The 11,983-nt window shown below is 45.5% G+C and carries 8 protein-coding genes and 3 tRNA genes; all 11 read left to right on the forward strand.

What is annotated here, in order from left to right:
- Positions 1-89 precede the first annotated feature (89 nt).
- Positions 90-166, forward strand: a tRNA-Met gene (locus tag MHN09_RS16865).
- 53 nt (positions 167-219) lie between these two features.
- A tRNA-Met gene (locus MHN09_RS16870) sits at positions 220-296 on the forward strand.
- Positions 297-348: 52 nt separating this feature from the next.
- Positions 349-425: transfer RNA gene (locus MHN09_RS16875), tRNA-Met, on the forward strand.
- A gap of 182 nt (positions 426-607) precedes the next feature.
- Positions 608-3,943, forward strand: a complete 3,336-nt coding sequence (locus MHN09_RS16880; RefSeq protein ID WP_239241541.1) for an MHYT domain-containing protein — start codon at positions 608-610, stop codon at positions 3,941-3,943.
- 14 nt (positions 3,944-3,957) lie between these two features.
- Positions 3,958-4,959, forward strand: a complete 1,002-nt coding sequence (locus MHN09_RS16885; protein ID WP_049586651.1) for a two-component system response regulator — start codon at positions 3,958-3,960, stop codon at positions 4,957-4,959.
- Between the two features lie 377 nt (positions 4,960-5,336).
- Positions 5,337-5,795: a ribosome maturation factor RimP gene (rimP, locus tag MHN09_RS16890; protein ID WP_168463536.1), complete on the forward strand. Its 459-nt coding sequence runs from the start codon at positions 5,337-5,339 to the stop codon at positions 5,793-5,795.
- Positions 5,796-5,840: 45 nt separating this feature from the next.
- Positions 5,841-7,337, forward strand: coding sequence for a transcription termination factor NusA (gene nusA, locus MHN09_RS16895; RefSeq protein ID WP_014949255.1), 1,497 nt, complete (start codon positions 5,841-5,843; stop codon positions 7,335-7,337).
- Between the two features lie 24 nt (positions 7,338-7,361).
- Positions 7,362-9,968 carry a translation initiation factor IF-2 gene (gene infB, locus MHN09_RS16900; RefSeq protein WP_239241542.1) on the forward strand — a complete coding sequence of 869 codons (2,607 nt, stop codon included), beginning with the start codon at positions 7,362-7,364 and terminating at the stop codon, positions 9,966-9,968.
- A gap of 114 nt (positions 9,969-10,082) precedes the next feature.
- Positions 10,083-10,484, forward strand: coding sequence for a 30S ribosome-binding factor RbfA (gene rbfA, locus MHN09_RS16905; protein ID WP_014949257.1), 402 nt, complete (start codon positions 10,083-10,085; stop codon positions 10,482-10,484).
- Complete coding sequence (gene truB / locus MHN09_RS16910; RefSeq protein ID WP_239241543.1) at positions 10,485-11,459, forward strand: tRNA pseudouridine(55) synthase TruB; 975 nt, start codon at positions 10,485-10,487, stop codon at positions 11,457-11,459.
- Between the two features lie 120 nt (positions 11,460-11,579).
- The gene (gene rpsO / locus MHN09_RS16915; RefSeq protein WP_012518257.1) at positions 11,580-11,849 is read left to right on the forward strand and encodes a 30S ribosomal protein S15; all 270 of its coding nucleotides are present in this window, start codon (positions 11,580-11,582) and stop codon (positions 11,847-11,849) included.
- The last annotated feature ends 134 nt before the right edge of the window (positions 11,850-11,983 follow it).

Raw genomic sequence — 11,983 nt, forward strand, 5'->3', positions numbered from 1 at the left:
GGTACTTGTGTTGCGAAAGTCCCTATGTATAATACGCACCACGTTGAAGCGAGGCATTAAATGACGCGCTTACAACAATAATTTTCTGGCGCGGGATGGAGCAGTCTGGTAGCTCGTCGGGCTCATAACCCGAAGGTCGTAGGTTCAAATCCTGCTCCCGCAACCACAGAAAATAACCAGAATTTAAAAGCATTGCAAAGGCAGGCTTTACCGTACAAGCGCGGGATGGAGCAGTCTGGTAGCTCGTCGGGCTCATAACCCGAAGGTCGTAGGTTCAAATCCTGCTCCCGCAACCAATTTGAAAACCAGAATTACAAAGCATTGCAATCGCAAGCTTTACCGTACAGTCGCGGGATGGAGCAGTCTGGTAGCTCGTCGGGCTCATAACCCGAAGGTCGTAGGTTCAAATCCTGCTCCCGCAACCACTTTAAAAACCCAGCTTTTGCTGGGTTTTTTCTTTTCAGCAAAAAAACACTTTGACTTCTTGTTTTACACGATAATCTTGAATTAATTGCTACGAATTGATAACCGCACTTCATATGTGAATGTGCTAAGTTATAGCTGTCGCACCATTAGAAATTAGATTAATAGGTAGTATGGCCGCGTTATGATATCCCGTTTTTTTACTTTTGAAGAACACGCCACCTTAATAGAAGGTGCTTATCATGTTCCTTTGGTCATTCTATCGCTTATGGTGGCTGTGTTTGCTTCATATATGGCGTTTAATGTGGCAGGGCAAGCCGCGATCACCGAACACAAACTTCGACGAAATACCTTATTAGGCACCGGCAGCGTTGCATTAGGCGGTGGTATTTGGTCTATGCATTTCTTAGGGATGACCGCTTTTGATTTATGTCTGCCCGTTGACTATGATCCACTCATTACTGGGCTCTCTGCCGTTCCCGGGTTTGCCGCTGCTTGGGTGGCGCTTCACCTTTTAACTAAGTCCCGTATTAGCCTCGCTGAAATAATGATAGGCGGTGTACTGGTAGGTGCCGGTATTGGCACCATGCACTATAGTGGTATGGCCGCTATGGAAATGGCACCGCTTCTTCGTTATGACCTCGGTATGTTTGCTCTTTCTATTGTGGTAGCTGTGTGTTTAGCCATGCTCTCGCTGTGGATTAAATTCGGCATTACAGCTGCTACGAAAAGTAAAAAGCTGTTAGGAAAACATGTATTACTTGCAAGTATCGTCATGGGACTGGCTATTTCTGGTATGCACTATACGGGGATGGCGGCAGCAAGATTTGTATTGCCACCAGGAATGGAAACGTCGAACCAGTCGTCAGATATTGCTGTTTTTCTAGCAATTTCGATTGCTATCGTTACGTTGGTATTAATTACCACGGTATTGGGCATTAGTCTTCTGTTTAAATATCGCGATGTAATGGTACGCGCCATTGAAAGTGAGCGAATTCAAAGTGCTATCACCGATACCGCGGTCGACGCCATTCTGACGGTAGATGAAAAAGGCATTATCAAAACCGCTAACCCCTCCGTTGAGCGTATCTATGGCTATACCCAGCAAGAAATAATTGGTATGCACGCATCTGAGATAATAACTCCTGAAAGACGCCATTTATTCGGTGATGACTTCTTCAGTCAGCGAGTAGTGCCAACTGTGCAAATTATTGGTACGGGAAGAGAAGTAGAAGTACTTCGCAAAGATGGTGAGCGTATACCAGTGCGCCTAGGTGTCGGCTACACAAAAATTGATGGAAAACCCGTTTTTGTCTCTTTCGCTTCTGATTTACGTAAACGCAAGGAAATGGAAGATGCATTGCGCGAGAGCGAAGCTAAATTTAGAAGTCTTATCTCAAATATTCCTGGTATGGCTTATCGCTGTTTAAGTATGCCAGGGTGGCCCATGGTATTTATTAGTGATGCAGTAATAGAAGTAACCGGATACCCGCCTGAAGATTTTATACTGCCTAATCCGAAGCGCTCTTTCGCCGATCTTTACCATCCTAGTGATGTAGAGCGCCTATCATCTATTAGTCCTGATGAAGGCGCATTTTCATATGAATATAGAATTGTCGCGAAATCTGGAGAGGTGAAGTGGGTTATCGAGCATGGAGTGCAGGTTAAAGACGATGATGGCATGGTACTCTATGTAGACGGCTTCATATCTGACATAACACATAGAAAAGTGATGGAAAATGAACTAAAAGCGGCGAAGGAAAATGCTGAGCAAGCTGCCGCTGCGCGCACCGCATTTCTTGCTAATATGAGTCACGAAATCCGTACGCCTATGAATGCAATTATAGGTTTTAGCGACCTTATGTTGGGAGAAGCGCTACGCGAAGAGCAGAAATCTCACTTAACCACGATAAACCGTTCCGCACGCTCATTGCTGCATCTTCTTAATGACATACTTGATAGTGCGAAGTTAGATAAAGGCAAGCTTGATTTAGATTATCGCGATTTCCTTATTCGCGAAGAGTTGGATTTGGTTATTTCAACATTTTGGTTAGAAGCCAAACGCAAAAAAGTTGGACTTGTACTTAATGTCGATGATTCGGTAGCTAACGGATACAGAGGTGTACCGGAGCGAATGCGACAAGTACTTAACAATTTGATAGGCAACGCCGTTAAATTCACTCACGAGGGTGAAGTGACTATTAATGTCAAAAGTGATGAAAAGTATGTCTATTTTGACGTGACAGATACCGGTATTGGTATGACGCAAGAGCAAGTAGAAAGAGTATTCGATCCGTTCTCTCAAGCAGATGCATCGATGAGTCGAAAGTACGGCGGCACAGGGCTGGGTACAACTATTTCCAAGCAGTTAGTTGAACTGATGGGCGGTAATATTTGTGCAACTAGCGAAAAAGGTAAAGGAACGACCTTTACTTTCAGGCTTCCTCTAGAAGTTGTAGAAATTGATGATTATGTATCTAGTGAGCTCTCATCGAAAGCAGTACGCATTGAAACCTCGTTAACCGTACTGATTGTTGACGATGTGCAGCAAAACCTTGAGTTGCTTTCGTTGCTGCTAAAACGCGCTGGCCACAGTGTAGAAACGGCAACAGATGGACAGATTGCATTAGATAAAATGCGCGCTAAGTCGTTTGACGTGGTGCTGATGGATTTACAGATGCCTAAGTTAGATGGCCTAGAAGCAGCCAAAAAGCGTCGAGAGTTTGAAAAAGAAAATAGCTTACCACCTACGCCCATTATTGCGCTGACTGCTAGCGTGTTAGTACAGGACAAACATGCCGCGCAGCAGGCGGGAATGGAAGGGTTCGCCAACAAGCCCGTCGATTTCCCTCAATTGATGGACGAGATTGCTCGCGTGCTTAACATAGATACGCTTCAGGTCGACTCGGTACCAGACACATTAGAAGTAAATGCCCCAGCATCTGCGCTTAAAGTTGATAAAAACGTGTTGGATTTGAAGAAGGCCGTCGATTTATGGGGGAGTGAAGAGGCCGTCCTACAAGAGGTGGATAAATTTTCTACTACCTGCAGGGATAAAGTCGACGACTTAATGGGGGCTGCAATTCGCGAAGACTATAAAGCGGTTGCTGCACTATCACATGGTTTAAAGGGTACATCGGGTAATCTTTGCTTAACCACCTTCTATCATACGACCAGGGAGATTGAAGCTCAGGCTCTAAAGTCAGAGGTGAATATTGAAGACGTTAACCGTCTTCGTGATGCCTTAGATAAAATCGAGTTGATGCTTGGCAAATCACCACTGTATGCCGAAAATGCCATTAATGAAAGTATCGATAATGCATTGCTCCTGAGTCATTTGGAGGCTATGCTCGATAGTGTAGAGCAAAACATGGTAGATGAAGATGAATTGTCATTTTTACGCGAGGTTGGGTGTTCTAGTCACAAAGAACAGATAACTCAAATTCTCTTAGATATCGATGATTTCGAGTTCGAGTTGGCGCATGAGCGCATCTCTACATTGATACAAGAATTAAAGTAGTCAAGAGACGCGGCATGTTAAACATTAAAATCACAAAACCTACTTTATTACTCGTTGACGATGAGCCAGTAAACCTAAGGGTTTTAAAGCAAGTTCTCGCTAATGATTATCAGCTTATTTTTGCGAGAAATGGCGAAGAAGCATTAAAGCTCACTGAAACTAGACAGCCAAATTTGATATTACTTGACGTTATGATGCCAGGGCTGACGGGTTTTGAAGTATGCCGCCAGCTTAAACAGCAAGCAGACACAAGGCACATCCCCGTTATATTTGTAACCGCCTTAAATGATGAGCACGAAGAAACGGAAGGCTTCGAAGCAGGCGCTGTGGACTACATTACTAAGCCTATATCTCCGGTCATCGTAAGAGCGCGGGTTAAAACCCACCTCAGTTTGGTGCAAGCTGACGAGCTACTTGATAGCCGTTTACAAGTTGTACAGCGTTTAGGTAGAGCGGCGGAATATAAAGACAATGAGACGGGCATGCATGTCATGCGCATGAGCCATTATTCGAAAGAGCTTGCGCTTGCCTATGGACTTACAGATAAACAGGCTGAAATTCTGCTTCATGCTGCACCGATGCACGACATCGGCAAAATTGGTATTGCTGATAGTATAATGTTGAAACCAGGGAAGCTGACAGACGAAGAGTTTGCCACCATGAAAAACCACCCTGAGATTGGTGCGGAAATCATTGGTGATTGCGGCGATTCTTTGTTGTTGAAAGTTGCAAAGTCTGTTTCGCTTACCCACCATGAAAAATGGGACGGGTCAGGCTATCCTAAAGGGCTTGCGGGTGAAGATATTCCCATTGAGGGGCGTATTTGCGCCATTGCTGATGTGTTCGATGCCTTAACCAGCAAACGTCCTTATAAAGACGCCTGGAGTATTGAAAAAACGGTAGATTTTCTTCAAAGCCAAAAGGGAAAGCATTTCGAACCCAGACTTGTTGATTTGATGATAGAAATTATGCCTAAAATTCTTGATATTAAAGCGACATTTAAAGACGAAGACTAAGTCTGCTGGACTAAACCGCAATTAAAATACTTTCATGCAGGCCGAATTTTACACAGAAAAAATCGACACCCTCCAGTGTCTGCGCCTATTGGCTGTTGCTTAATGCGACGGCTATACGTATAATGTGCTCATTAAGTGATGAGAGCGGGCTCCCTCAGTACAGGAAAGTAACGCACTTATCATTAGCAAGCTATCACCTAACGGTGGTTTTACCCATAGGTTTGCAACTGCCCTTGTTGGCAGGTATGGGTTCAGAATTTTAATAAAAGCCCCGCTAGTCCGGGGCTTTTTGTTGTATTAAAACCTGGAGTCAGCCTCGCTGAGCCGGGTGATGACAGGTGGGCTTTAGGCCCTTTTTTCGTTTTTGGAGGTTTGCATTGGCAAAACTTGAAGAGAAACTAACCGAAATGCTAGAGCCAGGTGTTGAAGCACTGGGTTTTGAGTTGGTTGGGATCGAGTTTGTACGAGCGGGGAAGCATTCTATTCTTCGCGTTTTTATTGATCATGAAAACGGTATTACCGTTGATGATTGTGCAGATGTAAGTCATCAGATTAGCGCAATTTTGGACGTTGAAGATCCAATTAGCACTGAATACAACTTGGAAGTGTCATCACCGGGTATGGACAGACCGCTTTTCAAAGAGAAGCACTATATCGAGTCTGTGGGTGAAGTGGTTCAAATTCGTTTGTCTATGCCAATGGATGACAGACGTAATTTTAAAGGCAAAGTACTCGCGTGCGAAAATGGCATCGTAAGTATTGAAGTGGATGGCCAGCAGTTCCAGTTAGCTGTGGCGAATATCGAAAAAGGTAACGTTGTTCCCACGTTCGATTAACGGAACAGCTCTGCTTTCATCGACGAAAGCAAAAGAGAGGCGAAAATGAATAAAGAAATTTTGTTAGTGGCGGAAGCCGTTTCAAATGAAAAACAAGTGCCTAGAGAGAAAATTTTTGAAGCGCTAGAGTTTGCGATCGCTAGTGCAACAAAAAAGAAAAACGAAGGCGAAATTGAAGTTCGTGTAAGCATCGACAGAACGTCTGGTGACTTTGATACATTCCGTCGCTGGTTGGTTATCCCTGATGATCAAGAACAGGAAAACCCATTTGCTGAAATTACGATTTCTGCTGCACAAATCGACGAACCAGAGATACAACTCGGCGATTATGTGGAAGAACAGATTGAATCTATTAAATTCGACCGCATAACTACGCAGACCGCAAAGCAAGTGATTGTACAAAAAGTACGTGAAGCTGAGCGTCAGCAAATGATTGCTGAGTACGAAGACAAAGTAGGTGAGCTGGTTACAGGTACGGTTAAGAAAGTAAACCGCGACAACATCATCATCGACTTAGGTAACAACGCTGAAGGTGTTATCTACCGCGATGACATGCTTCCTCGTGAAACTTTCCGTCCGGGCGACCGTGTACGTGGCCTTCTTTACGTTATTCGTCCAGAAGCACGTGGCGCACAGCTATTTATTAGCCGTACGCACCCAGACATGCTAGTTGAGCTTTTCCGTCTGGAAGTACCAGAAATTGCGGAAGAGACACTAGAAATTAAATCTGCAGCGCGTGACCCAGGTTCTCGTGCAAAGATTGCGGTTAAAACTAACGACAAGCGCTTAGACCCGGTTGGTGCGTGTGTTGGTATGCGTGGTTCACGTGTACAAGCCGTATCAGGTGAGCTTGGCGGTGAACGTGTTGATATCGTGTTATGGGACGAAAACCCAGCGCAATTCGTTATCAATGCTATGGCTCCCGCCGAAGTGGCGTCAATCGTTGTTGATGAAGACAGCAACAGCATGGACGTAGCGGTTGAAGCAGACAACCTAGCACAGGCAATTGGCCGTAGTGGTCAAAACGTACGCCTAGCTAGCCAGCTTACAGGCTGGGAACTTAACGTGATGACGGTTGAAGATCTCAACAAGAAGCACGAAGAAGAAAACGCGAAGGTACTTGATCTATTTACTGCTGGTTTGGACATTGACGAAGAGTTCGCGTCTGTCTTGGTAGATGAAGGCTTTACAACGTTAGAAGAAGTGGCATACGTGCCTGCAAGTGAGCTTCTAGCGGTTGAAGGGTTAGATGAAGAAATGGTTGAAGAGCTGCGCAACAGAGCGCGCGCTTTCCTAACCACGCGTGCACTGGCGAACGAAGAATCGCTTGAAGGTGCAGAGCCTACAGAAGCCTTATTAAATCTTGAAGGTATGAGTAAACACGTGGCCTATGTGTTGGCCAGCCGCGGTGTTACCGACCTGGAAGAATTAGCAGAACAAGGTACCGATGATATCAGTGATATCGATGAACTAGACGAAGAGAAAGCCGGTGCGTTAATCATGGCGGCTCGTAATATCGTATGGTTCAGTGAAGAAGAGTAAGGTCAACAGGGGGAAAATTACGTAATGGCAGATGTATCTATTGAAAAGCTCGCCAGCGACATTGGTACGACCGTTGACCGATTGGTTGGCCAGTTTAAAGACGCGGGTATCACTAAGAATGCCGGCGATCAGGTAAACGAAGACGAGAAACAAAAACTATTGGATCATTTAAGTAAGCAACACGGCAGCGCAGCTGAACCGACACGTATGACACTTAAGCGTAAGACAACCAGCACGCTAAGTGTTGGTAAGTCTAAAGAAGTGAAAGTAGAAGTACGTAAAAAGCGCACTTACGTTAAGCGTAGCGATGTTGAAGAACAGCAGCGTCAAGCGGAAGAAGAGGCGAAGCGTCTTGAAGAAGAAGCACGTCTGAAGCGCGAAGCGGAAGAAAAAGCAGCAGCTGAAGCGAAAAAAGCCGCTGAAGAGAAAGCACGTAAAGCTGAAGAAGCGAAGAAAGCTGCTGAAGAAGAGCGTGCTCGTCGTGCAGAACAAGCGAAAAAAGAAGCTGAAGCACGTAAGGCCGACGAACCTGAGCTAACTGAAGCTGAAAAAGCGGAAGCTGAAGCGGCTCGTCAGGAAGAAGAACGTCTGCGCAAAGCGCAAGAAGAAGAAGCGCAGAAGAAGCTTGAAGAAGACGCGAAGAAAGCGGCTGATGAAGCGCGCAAACTTGCTGAAGAGAACGAGCGTCGCTGGAAGGAAGAAGAAGAGCGTCGTAAGAAAGAAGAAGCTGAAGAAGTTCACTTGCACTCTAACCGTTATGCTCAAGAAGCTGAAGACGAAGAAGACATGCAGGTTGAGCGTTCATCGCGCCGTCGTCGTAAGTCGAAGAAAAATGCGGGTGAGCATCTTAAGCAAGGCTTTAACAAGCCAGCTGCACCTGTAGAGCGTGTAGTTAAGCTTGGCGCAACCATCACAGTTGGCGAACTTGCAAGTAAACTTGCAATTAAGTCTAACGAAGTTATCAAAACGATGATGAAGATGGGCGAAATGGCAACCATTAACCAAGTACTAGACCAAGATACAGCGGTACTAGTAATTGAAGAAATGGGTCATAAGCACGAACTTGTTAACGACAACGCACTTGAAGATGAGTTGTTGGCAGATGGCACTGGCGGTGAAAAAACCACACGTGCACCTGTTGTAACCATCATGGGTCACGTTGACCACGGTAAAACGTCATTGCTTGACTACATTCGTCGCGCGAAAGTTGCAGACGGTGAAGCCGGTGGTATTACCCAGCACATTGGTGCATATAAAGTAGAAACAGAAAATGGCGAAATCACGTTCCTAGATACACCTGGACACGCCGCATTTACCGCAATGCGTGCTCGTGGTGCTACGGCGACGGATATCGTTATTCTTGTTGTTGCTGCAGATGACGGCGTAATGCCTCAAACGAAAGAAGCGGTACAGCACGCTCGCGCTGCTGGCGTACCTCTTATCGTTGCAGTGAACAAAATGGATAAAGAAACAGCTGACCCTGATCGCGTTAAAACTGAGCTATCTCAACTAGAAGTTATCTCAGAAGAGTGGGGCGGTGAGCACCAGTTCTGTAACGTTTCAGCAAAAACAGGTATGGGCGTAGACGAACTGCTTGAAGCTATCGTTCTACAAGCTGAAGTTCTAGACCTTAAAGCAGTAGCTGAAGGCCCAGGTCGCGGTATTGTTATTGAATCTCGCCTTGATAAAGGCCGTGGTCCAGTAGCATCTGTATTGGTTCAAGAAGGCCAATTACGCGCTGGTGACATTCTACTTTGTGGTGAAGAATACGGCCGTGTTCGTGCAATGCGTGACGAAAACGGTAATGAAATTAAGATTGCTGGTCCTTCTACGCCTGTGGAAGTACTTGGTTTGTCTGGTGTTCCGGTAGCGGGTGAAGACGCAGCCGTTGTTAAAGACGAGCGTAAAGCGCGTGAAGTAGCAGCGAAACGTCATCAGAAGAAACGTGAACTTAAACTTGCTCGTCAGCAGAAAGCGAAACTTGAAAACATGTTTGCGAACATGGAATCAGGTGACGTTAGCGAACTTAACATCGTACTTAAAGCTGACGTACAGGGTTCTGTAGAAGCAATTTCTGAATCACTTGTTAAGCTTTCTACTTCTGAAGTAAAAGTGAACATTGTAGGTAGTGGTGTAGGTGGTATCACTGAGACTGACGCAACCCTTGCGGCTGCATCAGGCGCTATCGTACTAGGCTTTAACGTTCGTGCCGATGCAACAGCGCGTCGCGTACTAGAAGCTGAAGAAATTGATTTACGTTACTACAGCGTTATCTATAACCTAATTGACGAAGTGAAAGCGGCCATGAGTGGTATGCTTGCACCAGAATTCAAGCAGGAAATCATTGGTCTTGCAGAAGTACGTGACGTATTTAAATCACCGAAACTGGGCGCAATTGCGGGCTGTATGGTTACTGAAGGTAACGTTAAGCGTAGCAACCCAATCCGTGTACTTCGCGACAACGTAGTAATTTACGAAGGTGAACTAGAGTCACTGCGTCGCTTTAAAGATGACGTACAAGAAGTACGTAACGGTATGGAATGTGGTATCGGCGTTAAGAACTACAACGACGTGAAAGTAGGCGACCAAATCGAGGTCTTCGAAATCGTTGAGGTTAAGCGCGAAATTTAATTGCCTTAGTTAATTCGGCATGTGAAAAACGGGGGCCGAGTGCTCCCGTTTTTGTCTGTATACAGTAAACAGGCTTCACGCATGCCCAGCGTTAAATAAGGAAAGGAGAGTATAATGGCCCGTGAATTTTCACGTACCGACAGAGTCGCTCAGCAAGTCCATAAAGAAGTGGCGAGCATTCTGCAAAATGAATACAAGCACCGCGTTGGCGACATGCCCTTGATCACGGTTTCTGACGTAGATGTGTCGCGTGACCTAGCGCATGCAAAAATCTTTGTGACTATCTACAACAGCACCGAAGAAGAAGGTAAAGCGCAAATTAAACAACTGGCAGAATACAAAAAGTTTATTCGCAGTATTCTAGCTAAACGTATTCGCATGCGCTCAGTGCCTGATCTTCACTTCTTTGAAGATAAATCGATTGTTGAAGGTATGCGTATCTCTAATCTTGTGTCTCAGACCATCGCAAAAGATGAGTCAAAGCGCGATAAAGACGATCCACAAGAGCAGGAGTAAATGGCAAGACGTCGTAAAGGCCGTGAGATTAACGGCATAGTATTGCTTGATAAACCGCTTGGTGGGTCATCTAACCAATTGCTTCAAAAAGTGCGCTGGCTGTACAAAGCTGCGAAGGCCGGGCATACAGGCGCACTTGATCCACTTGCCAGTGGCATGTTGCCGCTGTGCTTGGGTGAAGCTACGAAGTTTTCTCAGTTTCTTCTGGATGCAGAAAAGACCTACGAGGTAACTGCTCAACTGGGTGTTCGCACCACCACGTCTGACGCCGATGGCGAAGTTGTTGAAGAAAAGCCTGTTGATGTAAGCGAAGAACAAGTACGTGATGCGTGCTTGGCGTTTCTAGGTAAGAGCAAACAAATTCCATCCATGTTCTCAGCGCTTAAACATCAAGGTAAGCCGCTTTATCACTATGCACGTCAAGGCATAGAAATTGAGCGGGAACCCCGCGATATTGAAGTGTATGAACTGGATGTACTGCGTATTGAACTGCCGTTTGTAGAAGTGCGCATTAAATGCAGCAAAGGCACCTATATTCGCTCTATCGTAGATGATTTAGGTCAGAACCTTGGCTGTGGCGCCTACGTGACTCGCTTACACCGTACGGAAGTAGCAGACTATCCTACGGATAAAATGGTCTCGCTGGACAAGTTAATTGAAATTCAGGAATCACTGGAAGAAGGTGACTTTAAAGCGCTGGATGACTTATTGATTCCTATGGATACCGCTGTAAGTCGTTTGCCATTTGTGACCATAAACGACGCTGAAAGAAACCGTTTTGATAACGGCCAATCTGTAAAAGGGACTTGTAGCGAAGCGCTGGGTGAAGGCGTGTCTTACCGCGTTTACCATGGCGACGATACCAGTGGTATTTTCTTAGGCGTAGGGGAAGGGGTTCTTGACCCGAAAGACCAAGGTATCCCTAAACAAGAAGTGTTTGTTAACCCAAAACGTCGAGTTGTTTATCCATTGTAGCTGCGCCGGTAAATAAAGACGGTTTATGGCTTGCTAAGTCTGTAAACGTCATTATAATACGGCGCTCATTCCGCTTTGCTGAATTAGTGATCGGCGAAGCATTAATATTAGGAGAATGATATGTCACTAACTAAAGCAGAAACCGCAAAAATCATTGCTGAGTACGGCGTTAAAGAAGGCGACACTGGTTCACCAGAAGTTCAAGTTGCTTTGCTTACTCACAACATCAACAAGCTTCAAGGTCACTTTGCTGATCACAAGAAAGATCACCACTCACGTCGTGGTCTTCTACGTATGGTTAGCCAACGTCGTAAGCTTCTAGACTACCTTAAAGGCAAGAACGCAGAGCGTTACCTTGACCTTATCAAGCGTCTAGGTCTACGTCGATAAGACTAGGTTTCAAGAAAAGCGCCCAATGGGCGCTTTTTTTTTGTTTGCCCAGCGAAGCTGGCAAACCCGTCAGGTTGAAAGAAACCTGAATCACCCTGACTGAGGGGAAGATAATCCGAATGGCAAGGGCGTGG

The organism is Alteromonas sp. MmMcT2-5 (genome assembly GCF_022348315.1).
Lineage (GTDB): Bacteria > Pseudomonadota > Gammaproteobacteria > Enterobacterales > Alteromonadaceae > Alteromonas > Alteromonas macleodii.

Bases quoted from the DNA above. Each gene is read 5' to 3' on its own strand.
- MHN09_RS16885 (WP_049586651.1), top strand. From the start codon at position 3,958: ATGTTAAACATTAAAATCACAAAACCTACTTTATTACTCGTTGACGAT.
- MHN09_RS16880 (WP_239241541.1), top strand. From the start codon at position 608: ATGATATCCCGTTTTTTTACTTTTGAAGAACACGCCACCTTAATAGAA.
- rbfA (WP_014949257.1), top strand. From the start codon at position 10,083: ATGGCCCGTGAATTTTCACGTACCGACAGAGTCGCTCAGCAAGTCCAT.
- truB (WP_239241543.1), top strand. From the start codon at position 10,485: ATGGCAAGACGTCGTAAAGGCCGTGAGATTAACGGCATAGTATTGCTT.
- infB (WP_239241542.1), top strand. From the start codon at position 7,362: ATGGCAGATGTATCTATTGAAAAGCTCGCCAGCGACATTGGTACGACC.
- rpsO (WP_012518257.1), top strand. From the start codon at position 11,580: ATGTCACTAACTAAAGCAGAAACCGCAAAAATCATTGCTGAGTACGGC.
- nusA (WP_014949255.1), top strand. From the start codon at position 5,841: ATGAATAAAGAAATTTTGTTAGTGGCGGAAGCCGTTTCAAATGAAAAA.